The organism is Billgrantia aerodenitrificans (genome assembly GCF_021404405.1).
Taxonomy (GTDB): domain Bacteria; phylum Pseudomonadota; class Gammaproteobacteria; order Pseudomonadales; family Halomonadaceae; genus Halomonas; species Halomonas aerodenitrificans.
The window spans coordinates 90,081-115,039 of sequence record NZ_JABFTV010000010.1; the positions used below are offsets into that span (position 1 = coordinate 90,081).

At 67.3% G+C, this 24,959-nt stretch carries 26 protein-coding genes; 19 read left to right on the forward strand and 7 right to left on the reverse strand.

The window, feature by feature from the left end; genetic code table 11:
• Positions 1-5: 5 nt before the first annotated feature.
• The 4 genes from HOP59_RS18085 to hemC are packed head-to-tail and all read right to left on the reverse strand — an operon-like array spanning position 6 to position 4,624.
• Entirely contained in the window at positions 6-1,265 is a 1,260-nt protein-coding gene (locus tag HOP59_RS18085; RefSeq protein ID WP_010625751.1) for a heme biosynthesis HemY N-terminal domain-containing protein, read from the reverse strand.
• Positions 1,262-2,881 (reverse strand): uroporphyrinogen-III C-methyltransferase, encoded by a 1,620-nt coding sequence (locus HOP59_RS18090; protein WP_234254840.1) that lies wholly within the window; start codon positions 2,879-2,881, stop codon positions 1,262-1,264. The genes HOP59_RS18085 and HOP59_RS18090 overlap by 4 nt, the downstream gene beginning before the upstream one ends.
• Positions 2,882-2,887: 6 nt before the next feature.
• Entirely contained in the window at positions 2,888-3,685 is a 798-nt protein-coding gene (locus tag HOP59_RS18095) for a uroporphyrinogen-III synthase (RefSeq protein ID WP_010625754.1), read from the reverse strand.
• A complete protein-coding gene (gene hemC / locus HOP59_RS18100; protein WP_234254841.1) occupies positions 3,686-4,624 on the reverse strand; it encodes a hydroxymethylbilane synthase in 939 nt (312 codons plus the stop codon).
• A gap of 258 nt (positions 4,625-4,882) precedes the next feature.
• Here hemC and argH point away from each other — a divergent pair, with 258 nt between their 5' ends.
• The 7 genes from argH to HOP59_RS18135 are packed head-to-tail and all read left to right on the forward strand — an operon-like array spanning position 4,883 to position 11,044.
• Complete coding sequence (argH, locus tag HOP59_RS18105) at positions 4,883-6,304, forward strand: argininosuccinate lyase (protein WP_234254842.1); 1,422 nt, start codon at positions 4,883-4,885, stop codon at positions 6,302-6,304.
• Complete coding sequence (gene lptM, locus HOP59_RS18110; protein ID WP_234254843.1) at positions 6,301-6,453, forward strand: LPS translocon maturation chaperone LptM; 153 nt, start codon at positions 6,301-6,303, stop codon at positions 6,451-6,453. Before argH ends, lptM begins: the two co-directional genes overlap by 4 nt.
• Positions 6,454-6,462: 9 nt before the next feature.
• Positions 6,463-7,755 (forward strand): diaminopimelate decarboxylase, encoded by a 1,293-nt coding sequence (lysA, locus tag HOP59_RS18115; protein ID WP_234254844.1) that lies wholly within the window; start codon positions 6,463-6,465, stop codon positions 7,753-7,755.
• Positions 7,755-8,588 (forward strand): diaminopimelate epimerase, encoded by an 834-nt coding sequence (gene dapF / locus HOP59_RS18120; RefSeq protein ID WP_010625759.1) that lies wholly within the window; start codon positions 7,755-7,757, stop codon positions 8,586-8,588. The genes lysA and dapF overlap by 1 nt, the downstream gene beginning before the upstream one ends.
• A 36-nt stretch (positions 8,589-8,624) precedes the next feature.
• Entirely contained in the window at positions 8,625-9,362 is a 738-nt protein-coding gene (locus HOP59_RS18125) for a DUF484 family protein (protein WP_234254845.1), read from the forward strand.
• Positions 9,355-10,269: a tyrosine recombinase XerC gene (locus HOP59_RS18130; protein WP_234254938.1), complete on the forward strand. Its 915-nt coding sequence runs from the start codon at positions 9,355-9,357 to the stop codon at positions 10,267-10,269. The genes HOP59_RS18125 and HOP59_RS18130 overlap by 8 nt, the downstream gene beginning before the upstream one ends.
• Positions 10,270-10,273: 4 nt before the next feature.
• The gene (locus tag HOP59_RS18135; RefSeq protein ID WP_234254846.1) at positions 10,274-11,044 is read left to right on the forward strand and encodes an HAD family hydrolase; all 771 of its coding nucleotides are present in this window, start codon (positions 10,274-10,276) and stop codon (positions 11,042-11,044) included.
• Here HOP59_RS18135 and yihA read toward each other — a convergent pair.
• Positions 11,014-11,658, reverse strand: a complete 645-nt coding sequence (gene yihA / locus HOP59_RS18140) for a ribosome biogenesis GTP-binding protein YihA/YsxC (RefSeq protein WP_010625762.1) — start codon at positions 11,656-11,658, stop codon at positions 11,014-11,016. The genes HOP59_RS18135 and yihA overlap by 31 nt on opposite strands.
• 261 nt (positions 11,659-11,919) lie before the next feature.
• Between yihA and HOP59_RS18145 the strand changes: the two genes are divergently transcribed.
• From HOP59_RS18145 to HOP59_RS18165, 5 genes are all read left to right on the forward strand, one after another.
• Positions 11,920-12,540, forward strand: a complete 621-nt coding sequence (locus tag HOP59_RS18145) for a c-type cytochrome (RefSeq protein ID WP_010625763.1) — start codon at positions 11,920-11,922, stop codon at positions 12,538-12,540.
• A 185-nt stretch (positions 12,541-12,725) separates the two neighbouring features.
• The gene (locus HOP59_RS18150; protein ID WP_010625764.1) at positions 12,726-13,373 is read left to right on the forward strand and encodes a thiol:disulfide interchange protein DsbA/DsbL; all 648 of its coding nucleotides are present in this window, start codon (positions 12,726-12,728) and stop codon (positions 13,371-13,373) included.
• An 83-nt stretch (positions 13,374-13,456) separates the two neighbouring features.
• Positions 13,457-14,212, forward strand: coding sequence for an endonuclease/exonuclease/phosphatase family protein (locus tag HOP59_RS18155; RefSeq protein ID WP_234254940.1), 756 nt, complete (start codon positions 13,457-13,459; stop codon positions 14,210-14,212).
• A gap of 246 nt (positions 14,213-14,458) precedes the next feature.
• A complete protein-coding gene (locus HOP59_RS18160; protein ID WP_234254847.1) occupies positions 14,459-15,007 on the forward strand; it encodes a TRAP transporter small permease subunit in 549 nt (182 codons plus the stop codon).
• A gap of 10 nt (positions 15,008-15,017) precedes the next feature.
• A complete protein-coding gene (locus HOP59_RS18165; protein WP_234254943.1) occupies positions 15,018-16,424 on the forward strand; it encodes a TRAP transporter large permease in 1,407 nt (468 codons plus the stop codon).
• Between the two features lie 35 nt (positions 16,425-16,459).
• On the opposite strand, the gene HOP59_RS18170 is transcribed toward HOP59_RS18165, so the two are convergent.
• Positions 16,460-16,891 carry a YqaA family protein gene (locus HOP59_RS18170; RefSeq protein WP_234254848.1) on the reverse strand — a complete coding sequence of 144 codons (432 nt, stop codon included), beginning with the start codon at positions 16,889-16,891 and terminating at the stop codon, positions 16,460-16,462.
• A 42-nt stretch (positions 16,892-16,933) separates the two neighbouring features.
• Between HOP59_RS18170 and thiD the strand changes: the two genes are divergently transcribed.
• The 3 genes from thiD to dtd all read left to right on the forward strand — a co-directional run bounded on the left by thiD (position 16,934) and on the right by dtd (position 19,170).
• Entirely contained in the window at positions 16,934-17,746 is an 813-nt protein-coding gene (thiD, locus tag HOP59_RS18175) for a bifunctional hydroxymethylpyrimidine kinase/phosphomethylpyrimidine kinase (protein WP_234254849.1), read from the forward strand.
• 79 nt (positions 17,747-17,825) lie between these two features.
• Positions 17,826-18,671: a universal stress protein gene (locus HOP59_RS18180; protein ID WP_234254850.1), complete on the forward strand. Its 846-nt coding sequence runs from the start codon at positions 17,826-17,828 to the stop codon at positions 18,669-18,671.
• A gap of 61 nt (positions 18,672-18,732) precedes the next feature.
• Positions 18,733-19,170 (forward strand): D-aminoacyl-tRNA deacylase, encoded by a 438-nt coding sequence (dtd, locus tag HOP59_RS18185; protein ID WP_010625772.1) that lies wholly within the window; start codon positions 18,733-18,735, stop codon positions 19,168-19,170.
• A 50-nt stretch (positions 19,171-19,220) separates the two neighbouring features.
• Here the strand turns inward: dtd and HOP59_RS18190 are convergent, their stop codons facing one another.
• Entirely contained in the window at positions 19,221-21,173 is a 1,953-nt protein-coding gene (locus HOP59_RS18190) for an ATP-binding cassette domain-containing protein (RefSeq protein ID WP_234254851.1), read from the reverse strand.
• 80 nt (positions 21,174-21,253) lie between these two features.
• Here HOP59_RS18190 and HOP59_RS18195 point away from each other — a divergent pair, with 80 nt between their 5' ends.
• The 4 genes from HOP59_RS18195 to HOP59_RS18210 all read left to right on the forward strand — a co-directional run bounded on the left by HOP59_RS18195 (position 21,254) and on the right by HOP59_RS18210 (position 24,938).
• Positions 21,254-21,778, forward strand: coding sequence for a TIGR02444 family protein (locus tag HOP59_RS18195; protein WP_234254852.1), 525 nt, complete (start codon positions 21,254-21,256; stop codon positions 21,776-21,778).
• A 101-nt stretch (positions 21,779-21,879) separates the two neighbouring features.
• Entirely contained in the window at positions 21,880-22,899 is a 1,020-nt protein-coding gene (locus HOP59_RS18200) for a TRAP transporter substrate-binding protein (RefSeq protein ID WP_234254853.1), read from the forward strand.
• Positions 22,900-23,041: 142 nt separating this feature from the next.
• Complete coding sequence (locus HOP59_RS18205; RefSeq protein WP_010625777.1) at positions 23,042-23,629, forward strand: TRAP transporter small permease; 588 nt, start codon at positions 23,042-23,044, stop codon at positions 23,627-23,629.
• Between the two features lie 25 nt (positions 23,630-23,654).
• Positions 23,655-24,938, forward strand: coding sequence for a TRAP transporter large permease (locus tag HOP59_RS18210; protein WP_010625778.1), 1,284 nt, complete (start codon positions 23,655-23,657; stop codon positions 24,936-24,938).
• Positions 24,939-24,959 lie beyond the last annotated feature (21 nt).

Here is a 24,959-nt window from a genome sequence, read left to right on the forward strand (position 1 = left end):
CCGACTCAGCTAGCCTTGGGAGAGGCCGGCTTCGCATTCGTTGCCTCGGCGGGTTCGGCCGGCTGCGGCAGCGAGGGTAGCGACTTGTCGAGCAGTTCGACGCTCTGGCGATAGTAGAGCTGGCTCTTGTTGTGCTCGCCCAGGTTGGCATAGAGCCGCGCCAGCTCGGCGCAGACCAGCCCGCTGGGTCGCTGGCGCTGGCTCGCCTCGAAGTACTCCTGGGCCTTGCCCCAATAGGCGTTGCGCAGTGCCAGACGGCCCAGGGTCAGCAGCAGGTCGGGGTCGTTGGGGCGCTCCTGAAGCCACTTCTCGGCATGCACCAGCTGACGTGCTGGGTCGACGTTTAGCAGCCCGTAGCGCAGCACCAGGCGACTGTCCCAATGCTCCTTGAGCGAATGGCGCAGCAGACGCTCGGCGATACCCTCCTCGTCGCCCCGTACCAGCGCTTCGGCATACAGCACGATCAATTCGACGTTGCCGCGTAGCGAATCCGGCATATCGGCCCACAGGCTGCGAATGCGCTCGACATTCCCCGGGTCACGCGACTCGTGTACCAGCAGCTCCTTGTAGGCGCGCAGCTCCAGTTGGCCGCGCTCCTGGGGCGAGATCAGTTGGCGCGAGGCCAGACGCGGCATCAGGCGACGCAGACCCTCCCAGTCGTTGACGCTGAGATAGGCCTGCTTGAGCTGCTTGAGCACCTGAGGGTGGTTGGGCAGCTGACGGTCGAGGCGGGTCAGGATGGCCAGCGCTTCCTCGTACTGCTGACGGTCCAGCATCAGTTGGACCTGCATCAGCCCCACTGCGGTGTCGGCGCCTTCGGTGGAGAGGTGGGCACGCTTGAGCAGCGTGTCGGCCTGCTCGTAGCGGCCCTGATAGTGGGCCGCCAAGGCGGCGGAAAGATAGTTGACCAGGGGCGTGCTGGAGTCGTCGGCGGCCTTGACCAGTGACTTCTCGGCGCGCTTCCAACGTCCTTCGGCCAGCGCCACCAGGCCGCGCACGGTGCGCTTCATGGCGTTGCGATGTCGCGTGCGGCGATTCCACACCTTGAGCCGGCTGACGGGATGGCTCATGCGCATCAACAGGCGCAGCACGAAGTGCAGGACGAGGAAGGCGGCCAGCAGCAGTACCAGGCCGAACCAGAACGAGGTCTGGTAGGAGGTATCGCCCACGCGCACCAGCCAGTAGCCCGGCACCGATACCATCAGCTGGCCGAGCAGCGCTCCCAGCGCCAGGCCGAAGAGAACGATCAGCAGCAGCTTTCTCATGCCTCATCTCCCCGCTCGCCGCGCGAACCGAAACGACGCTCGATGAACTCGGCCAGAGCCTGCTGGGAGCCGCTGATGTCGGGCAGTTCGGGCTGGATGTTCTCGCCCTTGAGCTCCTCGAGCCGCGCGATGACGGCCTGGACTTCGTTACGCTCAGTGTCGTAGTAGCCTTCGATCATGGCCAGGGCCTTGTCGAGGCTGGCCTCGTAGAGTTCCTGCTCCTCCTTGAGCAGCGCCAGCTGGGCCTGCTCGAGAATCAGGCGAGCGCTTTGACGCAGGTAGGACTCCTGCTCCGGCGTGACCAGCGCCTCGAGCGCCTCGTCGTGATGACGGATCACCACGAGTTCGCGCAGCTCCTGACCGAAGCGGGAGAGCTGATCCTGCCATCCGCCGGTGGGCGCTTCCTCGATGCCGGGGCGTGCCGGGATCTCCTCCAGCTCGCGGGACAGCGGCAGCTGTGCCAGACGCTGTTGCTGGGCGTTGAGCGCCAGATAGAGGCCGCTGCGGTCGACGCGGGGCACGCCGTCGAGTACCGAAAGCTCGGCGGCGATAGCACGTCGTACGGAGAGCAGCGCCGGGTTGTCGGCCTCGTTCAGACGGGCATCGGCGGTACGCAGCAGCGCCGCGGCTCCTTCTACGTCACGCTCCAGTTGCAGCCGCTGGTTGGCCAGGCGCAGCAGGTAGGCGGCTTCGGCATGGAGCCATTCGCGCTCGTCGGCATCCTGCTCACGGGAAAGCTCGGCCAGCACCTGGTCCAGGGCGCCGTCGACTTCGCTGCGGTAGCTGGCGAATTCGCTGCGCATGGTTTCGATCGCCTCGGCTACCTCGGCGTCGCGGGTCTCGTCGGCACGCTCCAGCTCCTCGCGCAGGGTGGCGACCTCGTCGGCGGACGCCGCGCCTTCGGCGCGCTGCTCGAGTTCGGCCAGGCGCTGCTGCTGTTCGTCGAGACGCTCCCAGGCGTTCCAGGCGAACAAACCGGCGCCGATGCCCAGAAACAGCACCAGGATCAGGGCCAGAACACCGGCGGCACGGCCACCACCCTGGCCGCCGCCGCTGGCAGTAGCTGCCGGCGGCGGGGTCGCCGCGCCGCCGACCGGTGCCGCCTTGGCAGCGGCGCCGTCGCTCTTGCCGGTGCTCTTCCCAGCGCTCTTGCTGCCACTGTCGCTGGCCGCAGGCTTGCCCGCTGTGGCCGGTTTGTCGGCAACCTTGTCAATAGCCTTGTCGCTACCGGCAGGCTTGGCGGGCTCGGGCTTGGCCGCAGCCGGCTTGTCGCCGTCCTTCTCCTGAGCGGCCTTTTCCTGGGCGGCCTTGGTCTCGGCAGGGGCCGGGGCGGCGGGCTGGGCCGGCTTGTCGGCAGCGCTGGCAGTATCTTTGGCAGCAGCAGGGCCGACTTCCTTCTTGTCAGCAGGGCCGCTGGCGCTCGGGGAGTCGCCCGCAGGCGCGGCGGCGGGCTTCTCGCCGCTCTTGGCGTCGCTGCCCGGCGCTGGCGAAGACGCCGCACTCTTGCCGCTGTCGCTGGCGGGCTTCGCCTTTGCCTCCGCCTCGCGGCCCTTGCCGTCCTGTCCCTTGCCGGAAGACGCCTTCCGTTCATCCTGATCGTTGGTCTGCTTGCTCATCTGTCGCTAGCCCTTTTCGAGATCGTCTTGATCGACATCGGCATCCTCCTGGTTACAGGCCGCGGCCACGGCACTGGCGAGAGCCGCCGGCGTGGCACCCGCCGCTACCACGGGAGTGCGAAAACCCAAGTTGCTGGCCAGTGTAGCCAAACGGCGACTGGACACGATTAGCGGTTGGTTCAAGGTGACCCTGGTGCACCATCTTGCCAGATGTTCGAGCAGTTCGCCGCTGCTGACCACCAGCGCCCGAAACTCGCCGCGTGCCAGGCGCTGCTGAAGCTCCGGCGGGGGCGCCTGCAGCCGCCGACGGTAGAGCGCCACCCGCGTGACCCTGGCGCCGCGCGCTGCCAGAGTATCGGCTAGCAGCGTACGCCCCCCTTCGCCGGCCACCAGCAGCACGCGCTGATCGTTCAGCGAGCGCAGCGAGGCGAGTTCGAGCAGCGCCTCGCTGGTGTCCTCGCCGGCAGCGGCCGAGGGCAGGTGCACCCGTACGCCGAGCCGCTCATGGAGAGCCTCGGCGGTCGCCGCACCCACCGCATACCATTGGGTGCCCAACGGCAGCTGCGGCCAGTAGCGATCCAAGGCGTGGTAGAGGCATTCGGCAGCGAAGGGGCTGACCACCACCACCTTGTGGAAATGATCGAAGTCGAGCCAAGCCTGGCGCAGCGCCGGATCCTCCGGTAGCGCTTCCAGCGTCATCGCCTCGAGGTTGATCGCCGGATAGCCCACGGCCTCAATGGCCGCCGTCAGCGCAGCGGCGCGCTCACCCGGGCGGCAAATGAGAACGGCGGGCCCGGCAGCCATTCAGGCGCCGTAGACCTGCGCCAGGATGTCACCGGCACCCTGCTCCAGCAGCTCTTCGGCCACCCGAACGCCCAGCGCCTCCGGCTCATGAATCGAGCCGCGCCCCTCGGCGCGCAGCACCTGGGTGCCCTCGGGGTTGCCCACCAGCGCTCGCAGCCAGAGCGTCTGGCCGTCGTTCTCGAAGGTGGCGTAACCGCCGATGGGCACCTGGCAGCCGCCCTCGAGGCGGGTGTTCATGGCCCGCTCGGCGCGTACCCGGGTGGCGGTGATGGGGTCGTCCAGCGGCGCCAGCAGCGAGATCAGCTCCGGGTCGTTGATACGACACTCGATTCCCAGTGCCCCCTGACCACAGGCCGGCAGACACACCTCCGGCGCCAGCTCCTGGGCGATACGCTCGCCGAGCCCCAGCCGCTTGAGGCCGGAGGTCGCCAGGATGATGGCATCGAACTCGCCGGCATCGAGCTTGGCCAGGCGGGTCTGGACGTTGCCGCGCAGGGTCAGGATCTCCAGATCGGGGCGCTGCTCGCGCATCTGCAGCCCGCGACGCAGGCTGGAGGTGCCGATGCGGGCGCCCTCGGGCAGCTCGTCGAGCGAGCCATAGTCGTTGGAGACGAAGGCATCGGTGGGCTCGGCACCGGCAAAGATCACCGACAGGCCGAGACCCTCGGGGAAGTGCATGGGCACGTCTTTCATCGAGTGCACGGCGATGTCGGCGCGGCCGTCCAGAATCGCCTCCTCGAGCTCCTTGACGAACAGGCCCTTGCCGCCGATCTTCGCCAGCGGCGTATCGAGAATCTTGTCGCCGCGGGTGGAGAGCGCCACCAGCTCGACCTCGAGCCCCGGGTGTTCGGCCATCAGCAGATCGCGAACGTGTTCGGCCTGCCACATGGCCAGTAGACTCTTGCGGGTGGCAATGCGCAGCGTGTTGATGGATCGCACGTGGTTCTCCCCAGGCAGCGGGCCCCGGCGGCCCTGCTCAACGATGATTGCCGCAACATTATCGGTCACGGTCGGCAGTCGGTCATTGACGTTCATCATAAAGCACCGGGCGAGGCAGGAAAAATCGAGCGCCCCGAGCACGCCTGCCGCCCCTCGCCACCCGCGCCGACTCTGGTACACTGCAAGACCTGACTGCCGCCGCCGCAGGCGGCTTCCCGATGAACGCCACAGCACGCAACGCGCAGGATGTCCACGCCGATGAGCTCTAGTCCCACAACCCCCGGCACCAACCAGTCCTGGGGCGGTCGCTTCAGCGAACCCACCGATGCCTTCGTCGAACGTTTCACCGCTTCGGTCGGTTTCGACCAGCGCCTGGCTCTTCAGGACATCCAGGGCTCCATCGCCCATGCCACCATGCTGGCCCGGGTCGGCGTGCTGACCGACGACGAGCGCGACGCCATCGTCGCCGGGTTGACGGAGATCCGCGGCGAGATCGAGCGCGGCGAGTTCCAGTGGTCGGTGAAGCTCGAAGACGTGCACATGAACGTCGAGGCGCGCCTGACCGACAAGATCGGCATCACCGGCAAGAAGCTGCACACCGGCCGCTCGCGCAACGACCAGGTGGCCACCGACATCCGCCTGTTCCTGCGCGACGAGATCGACGTGGTCGAGGCCGAGCTCAGCCGCCTGCGCGAGGGGCTGATCGCGCTGGCCGAGCGCGAGGCCGACACCATCATGCCCGGCTTCACCCACCTGCAGACCGCCCAGCCGGTGACCTTCGGCCACCACCTGCTGGCATGGCACGAGATGCTCGCCCGCGATCACGAGCGCCTGCTCGACTGCCGCAAGCGGGTCAATATCATGCCGCTGGGCGCCGCCGCACTGGCCGGTACCACCTACCCCATCGACCGCCACGTCACCGCCGAGCTGCTGGGCTTCGAGCGCCCGGCCGAGAATTCGCTGGACGCGGTGAGCGACCGCGATTTCGCCATCGAGTTCGCCAGCTTCGCCAGCATCCTGCTGATGCACCTGTCGCGCATGAGCGAGGAGCTGGTGCTGTGGACCAGCGCCCAGTTCGACTTCATCGACCTGCCCGACCGCTTCTGTACCGGCAGCTCGATCATGCCGCAGAAGAAGAATCCCGACGTGCCCGAGCTGGTGCGCGGCAAGACCGGGCGCGTCTACGGTCATCTGATGGGCCTGCTGACGCTGATGAAGTCGCAGCCGCTGGCCTACAACAAGGACAACCAGGAGGACAAGGAGCCGCTGTTCGACACCCTCGACACGGTGCGCGACTGCCTCAAGGCCTTCGCCGACATGGTGCCGGCCATCGAAGCGCGCAAGGAGAGCATGTACGAGGCGGCCCGCCGTGGCTTCTCCACCGCAACCGACCTGGCCGACTACCTGGTGCGCCGCGGCGTGGCCTTCCGCGACGCCCATGAGATCGTCGGTCAGTCCGTGGCCTTCGGCATTCGCGAGAAGAAGGACCTCTCCGAGATGAGCCTCGACGAGCTGCGCCAGTTCTCCGACGTGATCGAGAGCGACGTGTTCGAGGTGCTGACCCTGGAGGGCTCGGTGGCCGCGCGCAACCACATCGGCGGCACCGCCCCGGACCAGGTGCGCGCCGCGGCAAGCCGTGCCCGCGAGGCCCTGAACGCCCTGCGAGGCAGCCGCCCATGAGCCGGCTCGCCCTGGCTGCGCTGACGCTGGCGGCCAGCCTGCTGCTGGCCGGCTGCGGCCAGAAGGGGCCACTCTATCTACCCGACGACGAGGCCGCCGCCGAACGCTACGGCACGGGCGCTGCCGCCCCCAACGACGACGAGAGTTAACGGACCCACATGGATCACTTCGAATACCGCGACGGCGTACTCTACGGCGAGGAGGTCCCGCTGACCCAAGTGGCCGACGAGATCGGCACGCCTTGCTACGTCTACTCTCGCGCCACCCTGACCCGCCACTACCGGGCCTACACCGAGGCGCTGGGCAGCCACCCTCACCTGATCTGCTACGCGGTCAAGGCCAACTCCAACCTGGCGGTGCTGAACCTGCTGGCGCGCCTGGGCGCCGGTTTCGACATCGTCTCGCTGGGCGAGCTGGAGCGCGTGCTGGCCGCCGGTGGCGACCCGGCCAAGGTGGTGTTCTCCGGCGTGGCCAAGCAGGAGCACGAGATGGCCCGGGCGCTCGAGGTGGGCATCAAGTGCTTCAACGTCGAGTCGCGCGCGGAGCTCGAGCGCCTGTCCGCCGTGGCCGAGCGGCTGGGCAAGGTGGCGCCGGTGTCGCTGCGGGTCAATCCCGACGTCGACGCCGGCACTCACCCCTATATCTCCACCGGGCTCAAGGACAACAAGTTCGGCATTGCGGTGGACGAGGCGCTCGAAGTATACGAGCTGGCCGCACGCCTTCCGGGACTGAACGTCGTCGGCATCGACTGCCACATCGGCTCGCAGCTCACCGAGCTGGCGCCCTTCCTCGACGCCCTGGACCGCCTGCTGGTGCTGCTCGAGCGTCTGCACGAGCGCGGCATCAAGGTGGAGCACCTCGATCTCGGCGGCGGTCTCGGCGTGCCCTACCGCGGCGAGCGGCCGCCCCAGCCCTTCGACTATGCCGCCTCGCTGCTGGAGCGCCTGGCCCAGTGGAAGCACGGCGAGAACCTGACCCTGCTGTTCGAGCCGGGCCGTTCGATCGCCGCCAATGCCGGCGTGCTGCTGACCCGGGTCGAGTTCCTCAAGCCCGGCGAGACCAAGAACTTCGCCATCGTCGATGCCGGCATGAACGACCTGATCCGGCCCTCGCTGTATCAGGCGTGGCAGGCGATCATTCCGGTGGACACCCGCCACGTGCGCGAAAGCGCCGTCTACGATGTAGTCGGCCCGGTGTGCGAAACCGGCGACTTCCTCGGCAAGGAGCGTGAGCTGGCCATCGGCCCCGGCGACCTGCTGGCGGTGCGCTCCGCCGGCGCCTACGGTTTCGTCATGGCCTCGAACTACAACAGCCGTCCGCGTCCCGCCGAGGTCATGGTCGACGGCGACGGCTATCACGTGGTGCGCCAGCGCGAGAGCGTCGAGTCGCTGTGGGCCGGCGAAGCGCTGCTGCCCCATGAGAGCAAGACGAGTGAAGGAGGCGCGCGCTGATGCTATTGCACTTCACCAAGATGCATGGCCTCGGCAACGACTTCATGGTGATCGATCTGATCACCCAGCGGGCGCGGCTGCGCGACGAGCAGATCCGCAAGCTCGCCGACCGCCGCTTCGGCATCGGCTTCGATCAGCTGCTGGTGGTCGAGCCGCCGCGCAGCCCCGACATGGACTTCCGCTATCGGATCTTCAATGCCGACGGCAGCGAGGTGGAGAACTGCGGCAACGGCGCTCGCTGCTTCGCCCGTTTCGTGCTCGATCAGCGTCTGACCCACAAGCGCGAGATCCACGTGGAGACCGCCGGCGGGCCGCTGACGCTAGTGGTCAATGACGACGACCAGATCACGGTGGACATGGGCACCCCGCGCTTCGAGCCCACGGCCCTGCCCTTCGATGCCGCCGAGGATCGCCCGCTGCATGCGCTCGAGGTCGACGGCGAGCGCTACGAGATCGGCGCCGTTTCCATGGGCAACCCCCACGCCGTGCTGCGCGTCGACGATGTCGACAGCGCTCCCGTCGAACGCCTCGGCCCGCTGATCGAGCGCCATCCGCGCTTCCCGCGCCGGGTCAACGCCGGCTTCATGCAGGTGGTGTCTCCCCACGAGATCCGTCTGCGGGTGTTCGAGCGCGGTACCGGCGAGACCCTGGCCTGCGGCACCGGCGCCTGTGCCGCGGTGGCCAGCGGCATCCGTCAGGGTCTGCTGGAGAGCCCGGTCACGGTCCATCTGCGCGGCGGCGACCTGCGCATCGAATGGGCCGGCGACGAGACGCCGCTGCTCATGACCGGCCCCGCCGAACGCGTCTTCGAAGGGCGTATCGCCCTGGCCTGATGTGACGGGCCAACCCCGAACCGTAGGAGTCACTGCATGACCCGAGCCGTTCCCGAACCGCGCAAGACCCTCGATCCGGACCGGGTAGCCGAGTGGCTGGCCCGCCATCCGGACTTCTTCGTCGGCCGCGAGGGGCTGCTGCAGCAACTCAAGGTGCCCCATCCGGAGGCCCACGGCACCACCTCGCTGCTGGAGCGTCTGGTTCACGACCTGCGCCGCCGCGCCGAACAGGCCGAGTGGCGGCTGGAGCAGCTGCTGGAGTCGGCGCGCCACAACGAGGTGCAGTACCGCCGCACCCGCGAGCTGGTGCTGGCGTTGCTGGATGCCGAGGATGCCGACGCCCTGGGCCAGGCACTGGCCACGCAGATCGCCGAACGCTTTCAGATCCCCGCCGTGGCCCTGTGGTGTCCCGCCCAGCTCACCAACCACGAGCCGCTGCCGCCGCAGCCGCCGCGCCACGTGCTCGACGAACACGCCGGCGTACGCCTGGCCGCGCTGCTCGACGGACGCACCAGCCGCTGCACCCGACTCACCCCCACCGACTGGGGTCGCCTGTTGCCCCACGCCAAGCCGCCGCGCCAGGCCGGCTCCTGCGCCCTGACCCGGCTGACCCTGGGCGAGCCGATGGGCTACCTGGTGCTGGCCAGCCCCGATCCTGACCATTTCCGCGCCAGCATGGACACCCTGTTCACCGAGTACCTGGGCGACGTGCTGGCCCGGCTGCTGCTGCGCCATGCGCCCAGCGTGCATGACAGCCCCCCGGCCCATGGCTGAGAGCGCGCTGCGCCACCAGCTGGGCGCGTGCCTCAAGCGGCTGGCGCAGCAAGCCAGTCCGGCCACGCTGAGCGCCTACCGCCGCGACCTCGAAGCGCTGGCGGAATTTCTCGAGACCCGCGACATCCATGACGCCGCGCACCTGGACCTGAGCCTGGTGCGCCGCTTTCTCGGCGCCGAGCGCAGCCGCGGGCTGGCCCCGCGCAGCCTGGCCCGCCGCCGTGCCGCCGTGTCGCACTTCGGTGCCTTCCTGGTGAACGCCGGCGTGCTCGGCCACAACCCCGCCGAACTGGTGCCGACGCCCCGCCAGGGCGCCCACCTGCCCAAGCCACTGGATGCCGACCAACTTGCCCAACTGCTCGATACGCCCCACGACGGCTCGCCGCTGGCGCTGCGCGACCAGGCGATGCTGGAGCTGTTCTACTCCAGCGGCCTGCGTCTGGCGGAGCTGGCCGGACTCGACCTGGGCGACGTCACCAGCCGCCGCGTTCGGGTCATGGGCAAGGGCAGCAAGCCGCGTCAGGTGCCGGTCGGCCGCAGCGCACGGCGCGCCCTGGAGGCGTGGCTAGCCGTGCGCGGCAGCCTGACCGGCGATGGCGAAACGGCGCTGTTCGTCGGCCGCGGCGGCAGCCGGCTCGGTCATCGGGCGATTCAGAAACGCCTGGCCGAGGTGGCCCGCCAGCGCGGCCTGCCCGAGCACCTGCATCCGCACCGGCTGCGCCACTCCTTCGCCAGCCATCTGCTGGAGTCGAGCCAGGACCTGCGCGCGGTGCAGGAGCTGCTGGGACACGCCAACCTCTCCACCACCCAGGTCTACACCAAGCTCGACTGGCAGCACCTGGCGGCCAGCTACGACGCCGCGCACCCCCGCGCGCGGCGCCGCCGCGACGACTCTCCGGGCACCTGACACCATGCTTCGAACCGCGCCGCTCCAGGCCATCACCTTCGACCTCGACGACACCCTGTGGGACAACCACGGCGTCATGGTCGCCACCGAGACCGGCCACTACGCCTGGCTCGATCGCGAACTCGGCGCCTGGCTGAGCATGCGCGGGCAGCAGGGCTCGCCCTCGTTCGCCGAGCGCTTCCCGCTGGAAGCCTTCGAACAGCACCGCCGCGCCCTGGCGCGCTCCCACCCGCTGCGCCGCGGCGACTTCACCTGGCTGCGCGAGCGAGCCCTGCGCGAGATGCTGGCGGAGTTCGGGCTCGACCCGGCCGCCGCCCGACTCTGGGCCGAGGCGGCCATGGAGCGCTTCATGGAGCTGCGTCATCGGGTCGAGCCGCACCCCGAGGTGGAACCGCTGCTGGCCGGGCTGAGCCGGCACTACCGCCTGGCCAGCATCACCAACGGCAACGTGGCGGTGCAGCGCCTGGCGCTGGGCCGGCACTTCCCGGTGGCCATTGCCGCCGGTGAGATGTTCGCCCCCAAGCCGGACCCGCGACCCTTCCTGGCGGCCCTGGGGCGCCTGGGTGTGACGCCGGCCCGCGCCATGCACGTGGGCGACTCCTGGCGTGAGGACGTCGAGCCGGCCAGACGCCTGGGCATGCAGGCGGTGTGGATTTCTCCGCAGGTGGATACCTTGCCCCTGCCGCCCGGCGTGCATCACCTCGACCACGTACGCGAACTGCCCGCACTGCTGCGCCGGCTGGGTCAGGAAGCTCCGGAGCTGCCCGATTCCTGATTCCCGGTGGGCTCATTCAACCACTGGTCCAGGCGGGCGCACGCCTCGTCGACTCCCTCGCGCTTGAGCGAGGAGAACAGCTGCACCGTTACCAGGTCTTCCCACTCGCGCAGGCGGCTGCGCACCTGCTGCAGGGCGTTCTTGGCCGCGCCGGACTTGAGCTTGTCGGCCTTGGTCAGCAGGATGTGCACCGGCTTGTCCTGGTCGTCGGCCCAGCCCAGCAAGGTCTGGTCGAACTCGGTCAGCGGATGGCGCACGTCCATCACCAGTACCAGACCGCGCAGCGAATGCCGCCCCTCAAGGTACTCGGCCAGGTGACGCTGCCACTCGAGCTTGACCGCCTCCGGCACCTTGGCATAGCCATAGCCGGGCAGATCGACCAGCCGACGGCTGATGTCGTCGCCCAGCGAGAAGAAGTTGATCAACTGGGTACGGCCCGGCGTGCGCGAGGTGCGCGCCAGCGCCTTCTGCCGGGTCAAGGTGTTGATCGCGCTCGACTTGCCGGCGTTGGAGCGGCCGGCGAACGCGACCTCGGCACCGTCATCGACCGGGCACTTGGCAAGCGTGGGGGCGCTGATCAGGAAACGCGCGCTCTGGTAGTTAAAACGGGACATGACCTCGACTTCCTACGGCATGGGCATCAGGGAACAGCGCCGGGTTCTTGACCTGCATTCCCGATGCCGGCTTGTTTCGTTATAATGCGATGTCTTTTGTCTGCGACCTGGGCGCGCTAGTGTACCACCGTGCTCTTGCCGGCAGCGACCGACGCACGCGGCGCTCGCTTCGGCAGGGTGAACCCGGCCTGGCTCGTGAGAGGCTCGGGCAGCTCCCAGGATGCGTACCGGTACAACCCATAACGGCATAGTGAAACAGCGATGAGAAAGTTACTGGCAAGCCTGGCATTTACCATCGGCGCCGTTGGCGTCGCCCACGCCGATCTGGAAGCAGACGCCGATCCTGCCGCCGGACGTGAGCTGGCACAGCCCTGTGCCGCCTGTCACGGTCAGAACGGCATCAGCTCCGCTTCTTCCTTCCCGCATCTCGCCGGTCAGAACATGACCTATACGGCCAAGCAGATCATGGACATCCGCGATGGCAACCGCGTGGTGCCGGAGATGGTCGGTCAGGTCGACGACTTCTCCGACGAGGATGCCTGGGACGTGGCCGCCTTCTATGCCGAGCAGGACCCCCACGTCGGCCAGGCCGATGCCGACGAGGAAGCGCTGATGCGCGGCCAGGAGCTCTACCGTGCCGGCGACATGACCAAGGGCATCCCCGCCTGTGCGGCCTGCCATGGCCCCACCGGGGCCGGCATCAACACTGCCGTCTACCCGGCGCTCTCCGGCCAGTTCCCGGCGTACACCGTGTCGACGCTGCAGGACTTCGCCAGCGGCGAGCGAGCCAACGACCCGAACAACATGATGGCCGACATCGCCGCCAAGATGAGCGATGCCGACATGCAGGCCGTGGCCAACTACATCTACGGTCTGCACTGAATCGCTGCCGACAGGCATGCGCCGGCTCCGAGCCGGCAGCGGAAGGCGGCTTCGGCCGCCTTCTCCGTAGGCAGCGGCAGAGGGTTCGTGGGGAACCGTAACCGACTCCAGCCCTCAAAGTGAGCAGCAAATTCGCTATGCTGGCATTGCCGCCCTAACCTGCGGCATCTCAAGGAGTTCAATCCATGTTCAAGCCTTTCCGCCTTCTTCAGTCAGCCGTGATTGCCGTGGCCGGCCTCGGTCTGGCATCGCTCGCCTCGGCCAATGTGGTCGAAGGACAGCACTACGAGCGCCTGCCCGAGCCCGTCGAGACCCGCGTCAAGGAGGATCAGATCGAGGTGGTCGAAGCGTTCTGGTACGGCTGCCCGCACTGCTACAACCTGCAGAGCAGCGTGACGGCGTGGTACGAGACCCTGGGTGACGACGTCAGCGTGGAGCACCTGCCCGCCACCATGGGCGGCGAATGGAACACCCATGCCGCGGTGTTCTATGCCGCCGAGGAGCTAGGCATCCGCGAAGAGGCCCATGCCGACATCTTCAACGCCATTCATCAAGAGGGACGCCGGCTGACCGATACCGACAGCATTGCCGCCTTCTTCAGCGAATACGGCGTCAGTGAGGAAGAGGCTCGTAAGGCACTGGACTCCTTCGGCGTCAAATCGCAGGTCAACCAGGCCCATGCACGGATGCGCAGCATGCGCCTGATGGGCGTTCCGGCGCTGATCATCGACGGCCGCTATCTGGTCACCCCGAGCAGCGCCGGCAGCCTGGAGAACATGCCGCAGGTGGCCGATGCCTTGATCGAGCGCGTGCGTCAGGAGCGCGAAGACTGACCGTGACTGCCGAGAACTCGCACCTGGCCCAGGCCAGGACCCCGACCCTCGAAGGTGGGCACCTCAAGCTGCTCACCTTCAACATGCAGGTCGGTATCCAGACGTCGGCCTATCACCACTACCTCACCCGTAGCTGGCAGCACCTGCTGCCGCACCCGCATCGGGCGCGGCGGCTCGACATGGTCAGCAGCGTGCTGAGCCGCTTCGACATCGTCGGCCTGCAGGAGGTCGACGGCGGCAGCTTTCGCTCGAGCAACGTCAACCAGGTCGAGTACCTGGCCACCCGGGGCGGCTTTCCCCACCATTTCCAGCAGCTCAACCGCAACCTGGGACGCTTCGCCCAGCACAGCAACGGTCTGCTGTCGCGGCTCGCCCCGACGCTGGTCGAGGAGCACCGCCTGCCCGGCACGCTGCCGGGCCGCGGCGCCATCCACGCCCGCTACGGCGACGGCCCGGACGCCCTGCACCTGTTCGTCGCCCACCTGGCCCTGAGCCACCGGGCGCGGATGCGTCAGTTCGACTATCTCAGCGAGATCATCCAGCCGCTGCGCCACGTGGTGGTGATGGGCGACCTCAACTGCACGCCGGAGCAGCTGCACTCGCATTCGCGCTTCTGCGCCTCGCTGCCGCTGCATCCCGTGCGTCCGCTGCTCAGCTACCCCTCCTGGCAGCCGCGCCGCGCGCTGGACCACATCCTGCTCTCCGATTCGCTGGAGGCGCGGGACGTGCGCGTGCTCGATCACCTCTTCTCCGACCACCTGCCGATCGCCGTCGACGTCGCACTGCCGTCATCCTGCCAGGCGGTGCTGGAGGCGCTGCACAAGAAGCAGACCCTCTAAGGAAACACTGCACAAATGCCTGCGCGAGCGAATCGCTGCGTTGCGCGGTGCTCGGAATCCTCACATATACCCCATATGCTCCGGTTCCTGTGCTCCGTGCGCCTTGCGCTTCATCTCGCTCGTCAATTTGTTCAGCGTCTCCTAGTTCCGCATCCTATAGACCGGGGCGTTGAGGACCAGGGATGACGCCCGCGGCGGAATCGGCGATGATGCGGTCCCTGAATTCGCTTCGACACGAGACCCTCCATGCCTACCGCGAACCGTGATCCGGTCCTGCTCGCATGGCTCGACGGCTTTACCGAGGTCGTGGGCCGCTCCATCGCCTGGCTGGTGATCATCATGATGGCCGTACAGTTCGCCATCGTGGTGATGCGCTACGTCTTCAGCATCCATAGCATCGTGATGCAGGAATCGGTCATGTACATGCACGCCATGGTGTTCATGCTGGGGGCCGCCTGGACCCTGCGTCACGACGGCCATGTGCGGGTCGACATCTTCTACCGCAAGCTCTCCGCCCGCGGCCGCGCCTGGATCGACCTCGGCGGCACGCTGTTTCTGCTGTTCCCGGTGGTGCTGTTCATCGCCTGGTCGAGCTACGGCTACGTGCGCAGCAGTTGGGCGATCCTCGAGCGCTCCCCCGACGGCGGCATCCCCGGCGTCTATCTGCTCAAGACGCTGATCCTGGTGATGATGGCGCTGCTGCTGGTGCAGGGCGTGGCTCAGGTGATGCGTCAGATTCTGATCCTGCGCGGCAAGGCGCCGGGTAATACTCCCGACCACGACGAGGTAGTCTGACGTGGAAGCCCTGCTCGAGTTCATGCCGCTGTTCCTGTTCCTCACCGTCTGCGCCGTGCTGATGCTGGGCTATCCGGTGGCCCTGGCACTGGCCGGTACCGCGCTGATCTTCGCCGGCCTCGGCCACCTGCTGCTGCAGATGGGCGTGCCGGTGCCCTTCGAGGCGCGCATGATGGGTGCGATGCCCAACCGCCTCTACGGCATCATGACCAACCAGACCCTGCTGGCGGTGCCGCTATTCGTGCTGATGGGGGTGCTGCTGGAGAAGTCCCGCGTGGCCGAGACCCTGCTCGACGCCATGGCGCTGCTGTTCGGCACCCTGCGCGGCGGCCTGGGCATCTCGGTGATCCTGGTCGGCATGCTGCTGGCCGCCTCCACCGGCATCGTCGGCGCCACCGTGGTCACCATGGGCCTGCTGTCGCTGCCGACCATGCTCAAGCGCGGCTACTCGCCGGCGCTTGCCACCGGCAGCATCTGCGCCACCGGCACCCTGGGCCAGATCATCCCGCCCTCCATCGCCCTGGTACTGCTCGGCGACGTGCTCTCCAACGCCTACCAGCGCGCCCAGTTGGCCATGGGCGTGTGGAGTCCCAAGACCGTCTCGGTGGGCGATCTGTTCGTCGGCGCGCTGATTCCCGGCCTGCTGCTGGTAGTGGCTTATATCGTCTACATGATGGCCGTCGCGTGGCTGAAGCCGGAAAGTGCTCCGGCCGCAGACCGGGACGTACTGAAACAGGAGCTTGGCCACACCGGCAGCATCCTGCCGCTGCTGATCAAGGGGCTGATTCCGCCGGTGCTGCTGATCGTCGCCGTGCTGGGCTCGATCCTGGGCGGTTTCGCCACCCCCACCGAGGCCTCGGCGGTGGGCGCCACCGGCGCCTTCCTGCTGGCGCTGGTCAACCGCCGGATGAACCTGCCGATGCTGCGCGAGGTGGTGTTCACCACCACCAAGGTCACCAGCATGGTGTTCCTGATCCTGATCGGCGCCGCGCTGTTCTCGCTGGTGTTCCGCGCCTACGGCGGCGAGGAGCTGGTCAAGGAGATGTTCGAGGCGCTGCCCGGCGGCGTGGTCGGTGCCACCCTGGTGGTGATGCTGGTGATCTTCCTGCTCGGCTTCATTCTCGACTTCATCGAGATCACCTTCGTGGTGGTGCCGATCGTCGGCCCGGTGCTGCTGATGATGGGCCTCGACCCGATCTGGCTCGGCATCATGATCGCGGTGAACCTGCAGACCTCGTTTTTGACGCCACCGTTCGGCTTCGCGCTGTTCTACCTGCGTGGAGTGACGCCGGAGTCGGTGCCCACCTCCGCGATCTACCGCGGCGTGGTGCCCTTCATCCTGATGCAGCTCGGCATGCTGGGGGCGCTGGCTCTGTTCCCGGGGCTGGCCACCTGGCTGCCTTCGGTATTGAGGTAAGCTTGGCCCGGTCTTGAGCCTGGCTTGGTCTGACATTACTGGCAGAGCGGGGCCAGCCACGCCTGGGCCAGGTAGAGCACTACGGCGTAGCGCGTCCCCTTGGCCACGGTGATCAGCAGGATGGCCCGCCACCAGGGCAGGCGGAAGATGCCGGCCAGCACGGTGAGCGGGTCGCCGATCACCGGTGCCCAGGAGAGCAGCAGGCTCCACTCGCCGAAGCGGTGATACCAGCCCTCGGCGCGGGCCAGGCCCTGGGGCGAGGCGGGAAACCAGCGCCGGTCCTGGAAACGGCGCGCATAGCGACCCATCCAGACATTGACCACACTGCCCAGGGTATTGCCCGAGGTGGCCACCAGCCACAGCGCCAGCACCGGCTGTCCCAGGCACCACTGGCGCGCCAGCCACACCTCGGAGCCACCCGGCAACAGGGTGGCACTGACGAACGCCACCACGAAAAGACTCAGCATCCAGCCCCCTACACACCGCCATTCTGTTTGCGAGAGGACGCCATGACGACCCACCGCCCCGCTCCCAATGCGCTCACCATCGCCGGCTCCGATCCCAGCGGGGGTGCCGGCATTCAGGCCGATCTCAAGAGCTTCTCGGCGCTGGGCGCCTATGGTACCAGCGTCATTACCGCGCTGACCGCCCAGAACACCCTTGGCGTGCGGGGTGTGCAACCGATACCGGTGGAGTTCATTCGTCTGCAGCTCGAAACCCTGCTCGATGACGTGACCATCGATGCGGTGAAGATCGGTATGGTTGCCAGCCGCGAGGTGGCCGAGGCCATCCGCGACGCACTCGAGGCCAGGCGCCCCCGCTGGGTCGTGCTGGACCCGGTGATGGTGGCCAAGAGCGGCGACATCCTGGTCGACGACGTGGGCATCGCCGCGGTGCGCGAGGTGCTGGTGCCGCTGGCCGACCTGATCACCCCCAACCTGCCCGAGGCCGCGGTGCTGCTGGGACGTTCGGCGCCGGCCAGCCGCGACGAGATGCTGGCCATGGCACCCGCGCTGGCCGGCCTGGGCGCCGGCGCCGTGCTGCTCAAGGGGGGCCATCTGCGCGACGAAAGCTGCCCCGACCTGCTGATCGAGGCCGGCGAGAGCCGTTGGATCGAGGGCACCCGCATCGCCACCTCCAACCTGCACGGCACCGGCTGCTCGCTCTCTTCCGCCATCGCCGCCCGCCTCGCCCTGGGCGATGAGCTGCCCGCCGCCATCGCCGCTGCCAAGCGGTGGCTCGAGACGGCGCTGACCGAGAGCCGGCGGCTCGCGGTGGGCCAAGGCCACGGGCCGGTTCACCACTTCCATCGCTGGTGGTAACGAAACGGCCTTGCAGCCTCGCCAAGTGGCGCCCATGCTGAAGTCTGCCTCGCCAGGCTCATCGCATCGGAGAGACGCCATGACCCAGACCCTGCTGTTCGCCTGCGACCTTTCGGCCGAGAACCGCGCTGCCTTCGCCCGGGCCATTCGCCTGGCCACCGAGAGCGGCGCACGCCTTGACGTGATCCACGTTCTCGACCCCTATCTGCCGCGCCGCGTGCTGCACGATCTCGAGGCCGCCGTGGTCGACGACATGCAGGCCATCATGACGGACATCCGCGAGGACTATGCCCTACCGGAGCCCAGCGTCATGCTGCAGACCGTGGCCGGCGCCACCTATGCCGAGATCGTCCGCGAAGCCCACGACCGTGAAGTGGACATGATCGTGCTCGGCTCTCACCGCAAGCGCGGGCAGAACGATCTGATCGTCGGCACCACCCTGGCTCGCGTGCTGCGCAGCGCACCCTGTCCGGTACTATCGGTGATCCAGCCGGCCAACCGCGACTGGCAGGAGGTGCTTCTGCCCGTGGACTTCTCGCTGGCCAGCCGCAACACACTGCGCGAGGTGCTCAAGCGCTTCCCCGAGAGCCACCTGACCCTGCTGCACGCCTGGGACATCCCCGGCGAACGCGAGATGGGCTCCGACAGTGACTATGCCCGCTGGCGCGACCGCGAGGTGGAGCGCCTGCGCTGCCAGCTCGAACGCGAGACTGACCAACTGATGGGCGAGCTCGACAGCGTGCCCGACGTCGACCTGGTGTTGGAACAGGGCGACCCGCTGGAAGTGCTGGTCACCCGACTGCGGCGCCAGCCGCCCGACCTGCTGGCGCTGAGCAGCCGCGGTCAGTTGGGGCGTCAGAGCCCCATCACCGAGGCGCTGCTGGCGGAGCCGCATTGCGACATCATGTTGTGCCGCGCCTGGTAACACCCTCTGCCGGGCGTGATACCCTTTCGACCAACTTGAGTCAGAAAGGGAAACTCGCCGCATGAAGGCCCTGATACAGCGCGTGCGACGCGCCAGCGTGACGGTGGACGAGCGAACGGTGGGCGCCATCGATCATGGCCTGCTGGCCCTGGTGGGCGTGGAGAAGGGCGACGACGAAGCCGCCGCCGAGCGCCTGCTGCACAAGCTGCTGCGCTACCGGGTGTTCAGCGACGAGGCGGGCAAGATGAACCTCGACCTGCAGCAGGTCGAAGGCGGGTTGCTGCTGGTCTCGCAGTTCACTCTGGCCGCCGATACCCGCAAGGGGCTGCGCCCGAGCTTCTCCAGCGCCGCGCCGCCGGCCGACGGCGAGCGGCTGTTCCACTACCTGCTCGACCGCGCCCAGGCGACCTGGCCCAGGGTCGAGAGCGGTGAGTTCGCCGCCAACATGCAGGTCGAGCTGATCAACGACGGGCCGGTAACGTTTCTGCTAGAGAGCTGAAGGCACCATGCTAGCCGTATCCCGCGGCTGATCCGGGGACAGGCCATATTTCAAGCCCCACTTTCGAGCAGCTCCGCCTCCATCGCCTCGAGCGCCTCTTCAGCGGCCAACCAATCGGCTTCCAGCGTCTCCAGCCGTGACTTGAGCTCGCCCTGCCGGGCCAGCCGCTCGGTGAGCTCGGCCTTGCGCGCCGGGTCGGTGTAGAGCTCAGCCTCACCCAGCGCCTCCTCCACCGCAGTCAGCTCCGCCTGGGCCTTCTCCAGCGCCTGCTCGGCGCGGTCGCGCGCCTTCTTCAGCGGCCGTAGCTTCTCGCGCAGCTCGGCGGCGGCGCGGCGGCTCGCCTTGCGGTCCTCCTTGGGCGCGGCGCTCTCCGCCTGGCGCTCGGCCTTGTCGGCCCGCGCCTCGCGCCGCTCGCCCTCCAACCGCGCCTTGAGCCAGGCGCGATAGTCCTCCAGGTCGCCGTCGAAGGGCTCGACGCGATGGTCGGCCACGCGCCAGAACTCATCGACGGTGGCACGCAGCAGGTGGCGGTCGTGGGAGACCAGAATCACCGTGCCCTCGAAAGCGGCCAGCGCCTCGGTGAGCGCCTCGCGCATCTCCAGGTCAAGGTGGTTGGTGGGCTCGTCGAGCAGCAGCAGGTTGGGCTTGCGCCAGGCCACCAGGGCCAACGCCAGGCGCGCCTTCTCGCCGCCGGAGAAGCGCCCCACCTCGCCGAAGGCGTCGTCGCCCTGGAAACCGAAGCCACCGAGGAAGGTGCGGATCGACTGGTCGCTCGCGGTAGGCGAGAGCCGCTGCACGTGCATGAACGGCGTGGCCGCCATGTCGAGCCCCTCGAGCTGATGCTGGGCGAAGTAACCCACGGCGAGATGCTCGCCCGGGATACGCTTGCCCGCCAACAGCGGCAACTCACCGATCAGCGACTTGATCAGTGTCGACTTGCCGGCCCCGTTGGGCCCCAGCAGACCGATGCGCTGCCCCGGCAGGATGGTCAGCTTGACCTCATCGAGCTGGAGCTTTTCTTCGCCTGCGGCGTCGCGGTAGCCAAGCCGCGCCTGGTCGAGCACCAGCAGCGGATGCGAGGTCTTGTCCGATGAGGGAATGGTGAAGTGGAACGGCGAGTCGGCGTGGGCCACGGCGATGTCGCCCATGCGTTCGAGCATCTTCATGCGGCTCTGGGCCTGGCGCGCCTTGCTCGCCTTGGCCTTGAAGCGCGCCACGAAGCGCTCGATCTCCTCGCGCCGGGCCTGCTGCTTGGCCGCCTCGGCCTGCTGCAGCGCCAGCTTCTCGGCGCGGGTACGCTCGAAGGTGGAGTAGTTGCCGCGGTAGAGCACCAGCCGGCGCCGGTCGAAATGGACGATGTGGTCGCATACCGCGTCGAGAAAGTCGCGGTCGTGGGAGATCAGCAGCAGGGTGCCGGGGTAGCGCACCAGCCACTGCTCGAGCCACAGCAGGGCGTCGAGGTCGAGGTGGTTGGTGGGCTCGTCGAGCAGCAGCAGATCCGACGGCATGAACAGGGTGCGCGCCAGGTTGGCGCGCATGCGCCAGCCGCCGGAGAAGGCCGAGAGCGGGCGGCTCAGATCGGCCTGGCCGAAGCCCAGCCCGATCAGCAGCTGAGCGGCCCGCGACGGCGCGCTGTAGCCGTCCAGCGCCTCGATGTGGCCGTGCAGCTCGGCTTCGCGGTTGGCATCGCCCTGGCGACGCGCCTCTTCCAGAGCGGCCTCGGTCCGGCGCAGCTCGTGGTCGCCGTCGAGCACGTAATCGACGATGGGCCGGTCGAGGGCATCGACTTCCTGGGCCATGTGGGCGATGCGCTGGCCGCCGCTCATCTCGATCTCGCCGCGGTCGGGGGCAAGCGTGCCCAGCAACAGCCCGAACAGGCTGGACTTGCCGGCACCGTTGGGGCCGACGATACCGGCCTTGTGGCCGGCGTGCAGGGTCAGTTCGGCTTCCTCGAGCAGGGTCTGGGTGCCGCGTTGCAGGGCAACCTGGCGCAGTGCAATCATGCAGGCTCCAACTGGCGATACAGGGTACGGTCGCGGCCCGGTGCTCACTATCGAGAGACAGCGGCGGCGACATCCGAAACATGAGCGACGATTCTACCGCAACCATGGCGTCTCTGCGGGCCGGGCTTGCCGCCGACCCGCTGTGGGACTTCGCCCTCTCCTTCTATGCCCGCCCCGGGGTGGAGGCGGCCTGCCTGCTGCTGCAGGATGACGCCGGTGTCGATGTCTGCGAGCTGTTGTGGCGCTGCTGGCTGCATCGTCACGGCTTGGCGCCTGCCGGAGAGCTCGACGAACTGTCAGCGATACGCCGCTGGCAGGACGAGGTGACGGTGCCGCTGCGGACGCTGCGCCGACAGTTGAAGGCCCAGGCCGCCCACGACCCCGGCACCGCCGAGGTGCGCCGCTGCATTCAGCAGGCCGAGCTTGCAGCCGAACGCGAAACGTTGCTGCGACTGCAACATCTGGCCCTGCGCACGACGCCGCCGACGGCCCTGTCCGCCGCCACTCCCAACCTCGAAAATTCCCTTGCAAGTCGCTGGAAATTACAGAAAAAAGAGCAACTTTTGGCGGTTCAAACCCTCGAATGCCAGCTTGACCCTCTGTAGGCGGCACGCTAGCCTGAAAAAAGATGTGTAGCGTTTTGTGGCTACCAATGCCTGTCGATGCCGCTTATTTCACGGGCCAAACCTGCAAGGAGAACATAATAATGAAGGCAACCAAGCTGTTGACCACTGCCAGTATCGGCGCACTGCTGTTCGGCATGTCGGCTGCCGCCCATTCCGCCAACTGGCGCTATGCGCATGAGGAATTCGAAGGTGACGTTCAGGACGTTTTCGCCGTCGCCTTCAAGGAGTACATCGAGGAAAACTCCGATAATACCGTCCAGATTTACCGCTTCGGCGAGCTGGGTGAATCCGACGATATCATGGAGCAGACCCAGGCCGGCATCCTGCAGTTCGTCAACCAGTCGCCCGGCTTCACCGGCGCCCTGATTCCCGAAGCCCAGATCTTCTTCATCCCCTATCTGCTGCCCACCGACGAAGAGACCGTTCTGCAGTTCTTCGACGAGAGCGTGGCGATCAACGAGATGTTCCCGGAGCTCTATGCCGAACAGGGCCTGGAGCTGCTCAAGATGTACCCCGAAGGCGAGATGGTCATCACCGTGGATGAGCCGATCCGCACTCCGGAAGACCTGCGCGGCAAGAACATCCGCACCATGACCAACCCGCTGCTCTCCGAGACCTATCGTGCCTTCGGCGCCACGCCGACCCCGCTGCCCTGGGGTGAGGTCTACGGCGGCCTGCAGACCGGCATCATCCAGGGTCAGGAGAACCCGATCTTCTGGATCGAATCCGGCGGTCTCTATGAGGTGTCCCCGCACCTGGTCTTCACCGGTCACGGCTGGTTCACCACCGCGATGATGGCCAACCAGGACTTCTTCGACGGCCTCTCCGAGGAGGAGCAGCAACTGGTGCGTGACGCCGCCGAGGCGGCCTACGAGCACACCATGGAGCACATCTCCGGCCTGGCCGACGAATCGCTGGAGAAGATCCAGGCCGCCTCCGACGAGGTCACCGTGACACGTCTCGACGAGGACGAGATCGAGGCCTTCCGTGAGCGTGCACCGCGGGTCGAGGAACGTTTCATCGAGATGACCGGCGATCGCGGTCGCGAACTCCTCGAGCAGTTCAAGGCAGACCTCGAAGCCGTCACCGGCGACGAGTAAGCCGCGAGCGATTCGACGTGCAAGCATGCGAGGGGGTAGCCGGTCGGCTGCCCCCTCGGCGTTTGGACGGCTACCCGACCGAGACTCAACCCAACCCGACTCTGCGCATCATCCCGCGCAGCGGAGCCTGGAGCCTGCCGCCATGGACATGAGTGAAGAAGACATCGCCGAGAAGAACTACCGTTCCACGCTCCCCGGCCCCCTCGGCGTCGTCGATACCTGGATCAGCCGCGTCGAGGCCATCATCCTGGCCATGGGTGTGATCCTGATGGCGATCAATACCGTTGCCAACGTGATCAGCCGTTTCGCCTTCGGCGAGAGCCTGCACTTCGCCGAAGAGATCAACCGTATCCTGATCATCATGATCACCTTCGCCGGCATCGGCTATGCGGCGCGCCACGGACGCCATATCCGCATGTCCGCCTTCTACGACGCTCTGCCCACCGGCGGCCGTCGCACCCTGATGATCTTCATCTGCCTGTTCACCGCGCTGGTGATGTTCGTGCTCTGCTACTTCTCCATCGGCTACATCCAGACGCTCTACGGACGCGGCCGGGTGCTGCCCTCGCTAAGCATCCCGGTGTGGACGATCTATCTCTGGGTACCCATCGGCTTCGCCATCACCGGCATCCAGTATCTGCTCACCGCGTTCAAGAACCTCACTTCACGCGACGTCTATCTGTCGACCCATGTGGTCGACGGCTACAAGGATACCGAGACGGAAGTCTGACGCAGGGCGACAAGGAACAATAACCATGACAGCCATCATTCTCTCCATCATGATCGTGCTGCTGCTGCTGGGGTTTCCGATGATGATTCCCCTGGCCACGGCGGCCTTCGTCGGCTTCTACATGACCTTCGGCGGCATGGGTCAGATGGAAACCCTCATCCAGCAGATGATGGGCGGCATCCGGCCCACGGCGCTGATCGCCGTGCCGATGTTCATCCTCGCCGCCGACATCATGACCCGCGGCCAGTCGGCCGGCCGTCTGATCGGCTTGGTCATGAGCTTCGTCGGCCACATCAAGGGCGGCCTGGCCGTCAGTACCGCGGCCTCCTGCACCCTGTTCGGCGCCGTATCGGGCTCCACTCAGGCCACCGTGGTGGCGGTGGGCTCGCCGCTGCGCCCGCGCATGCTCAAGGCTGGCTACAAGGATCCCTTCACCCTGGCGTTGATCATCAACTCCAGCGACATCGCCTTTCTGATACCGCCGAGCATCGGCATGATCATCTACGGCGTCATCTCGGGCACTTCCATCCGCGAGCTGTTCATCGCCGGCATCGGCCCAGGGCTGCTGATCCTTGCCATGTTCTCGGTCTACAGCATTTTCTACGCCATCATCCACAAGGTTCCCACCGAGCCCAAGGCCACCTGGAAAGAGCGTGCCTTGGCACTACGCGACTCATTGTGGCCGCTGGGCTTCCCGGTTCTGATCGTGGGCGGCATCTATGGTGGTGTGTTCAGCCCCACCGAGGCCGCCGCGGCCTGCGTGCTCTATGCCGTGCTGCTCGAATTCGTGATCTTCCGCTCACTGAAGATGTCGGACATGTATTCCATCGCCAAGTCCACCGGGTTGATCACCGCGGTGGTGTTCATTCTGGTGGCGGTGGGCAACGGCTTTTCCTGGATCATCTCCTTCGCCCAGATCCCGCAGACCCTGCTCGAGGCGTTCGGCATCAACGAGGCGGGGCCGGTCGGCGTGCTGATCGCCATCTGCGTGGCCTTCTTCATCGCCTGCATGTTCGTCGACCCCATCGTGGTGATCCTGGTGCTGACGCCGATCTTCGCCCCAGCCATCGCCGCCTCCGGTCTCGACCCGGTCCTGGTGGGCGTGCTGATCACGCTGCAGGTGGCGATAGGCTCGGCGACGCCACCCTTCGGCTGCGACATCTTCACCGCCATTGCGATCTTCAAACGACCCTACTGGGAGGTGATACGCGGCACGCCGCCCTTCGTCTTCATGCTGATCCTGTCGGCTGCGCTGATCATCATGTTCCCGCAGATCGCCCTGTTCCTGCGCGACATGGCCTTCCGCTAGCGGCCCGATGCTGAGGAGACG

What these genes read in the sequence shown, in the direction of transcription:
- HOP59_RS18085 (WP_010625751.1), bottom strand. Translation starts at nt 1,265, where the DNA reads ATGAGAAAGCTGCTGCTGATCGTTCTCTTCGGCCTGGCGCTGGGAGCG.
- HOP59_RS18090 (WP_234254840.1), bottom strand. Translation starts at nt 2,881, where the DNA reads ATGAGCAAGCAGACCAACGATCAGGATGAACGGAAGGCGTCTTCCGGC.
- HOP59_RS18095 (WP_010625754.1), bottom strand. Translation starts at nt 3,685, where the DNA reads ATGGCTGCCGGGCCCGCCGTTCTCATTTGCCGCCCGGGTGAGCGCGCC.
- argH (WP_234254842.1), top strand. Translation starts at nt 4,883, where the DNA reads ATGAGCTCTAGTCCCACAACCCCCGGCACCAACCAGTCCTGGGGCGGT.
- lptM (WP_234254843.1), top strand. Translation starts at nt 6,301, where the DNA reads ATGAGCCGGCTCGCCCTGGCTGCGCTGACGCTGGCGGCCAGCCTGCTG.
- lysA (WP_234254844.1), top strand. Translation starts at nt 6,463, where the DNA reads ATGGATCACTTCGAATACCGCGACGGCGTACTCTACGGCGAGGAGGTC.
- dapF (WP_010625759.1), top strand. Translation starts at nt 7,755, where the DNA reads ATGCTATTGCACTTCACCAAGATGCATGGCCTCGGCAACGACTTCATG.
- HOP59_RS18125 (WP_234254845.1), top strand. Translation starts at nt 8,625, where the DNA reads ATGACCCGAGCCGTTCCCGAACCGCGCAAGACCCTCGATCCGGACCGG.
- HOP59_RS18130 (WP_234254938.1), top strand. Translation starts at nt 9,355, where the DNA reads ATGGCTGAGAGCGCGCTGCGCCACCAGCTGGGCGCGTGCCTCAAGCGG.
- HOP59_RS18135 (WP_234254846.1), top strand. Translation starts at nt 10,274, where the DNA reads ATGCTTCGAACCGCGCCGCTCCAGGCCATCACCTTCGACCTCGACGAC.
- yihA (WP_010625762.1), bottom strand. Translation starts at nt 11,658, where the DNA reads ATGTCCCGTTTTAACTACCAGAGCGCGCGTTTCCTGATCAGCGCCCCC.
- HOP59_RS18145 (WP_010625763.1), top strand. Translation starts at nt 11,920, where the DNA reads ATGAGAAAGTTACTGGCAAGCCTGGCATTTACCATCGGCGCCGTTGGC.
- HOP59_RS18150 (WP_010625764.1), top strand. Translation starts at nt 12,726, where the DNA reads ATGTTCAAGCCTTTCCGCCTTCTTCAGTCAGCCGTGATTGCCGTGGCC.
- HOP59_RS18155 (WP_234254940.1), top strand. Translation starts at nt 13,457, where the DNA reads ATGCAGGTCGGTATCCAGACGTCGGCCTATCACCACTACCTCACCCGT.
- HOP59_RS18160 (WP_234254847.1), top strand. Translation starts at nt 14,459, where the DNA reads ATGCCTACCGCGAACCGTGATCCGGTCCTGCTCGCATGGCTCGACGGC.
- HOP59_RS18170 (WP_234254848.1), bottom strand. Translation starts at nt 16,891, where the DNA reads ATGCTGAGTCTTTTCGTGGTGGCGTTCGTCAGTGCCACCCTGTTGCCG.
- thiD (WP_234254849.1), top strand. Translation starts at nt 16,934, where the DNA reads ATGACGACCCACCGCCCCGCTCCCAATGCGCTCACCATCGCCGGCTCC.
- HOP59_RS18180 (WP_234254850.1), top strand. Translation starts at nt 17,826, where the DNA reads ATGACCCAGACCCTGCTGTTCGCCTGCGACCTTTCGGCCGAGAACCGC.
- dtd (WP_010625772.1), top strand. Translation starts at nt 18,733, where the DNA reads ATGAAGGCCCTGATACAGCGCGTGCGACGCGCCAGCGTGACGGTGGAC.
- HOP59_RS18190 (WP_234254851.1), bottom strand. Translation starts at nt 21,173, where the DNA reads ATGATTGCACTGCGCCAGGTTGCCCTGCAACGCGGCACCCAGACCCTG.
- HOP59_RS18195 (WP_234254852.1), top strand. Translation starts at nt 21,254, where the DNA reads ATGAGCGACGATTCTACCGCAACCATGGCGTCTCTGCGGGCCGGGCTT.
- HOP59_RS18200 (WP_234254853.1), top strand. Translation starts at nt 21,880, where the DNA reads ATGAAGGCAACCAAGCTGTTGACCACTGCCAGTATCGGCGCACTGCTG.
- HOP59_RS18205 (WP_010625777.1), top strand. Translation starts at nt 23,042, where the DNA reads ATGGACATGAGTGAAGAAGACATCGCCGAGAAGAACTACCGTTCCACG.
- HOP59_RS18210 (WP_010625778.1), top strand. Translation starts at nt 23,655, where the DNA reads ATGACAGCCATCATTCTCTCCATCATGATCGTGCTGCTGCTGCTGGGG.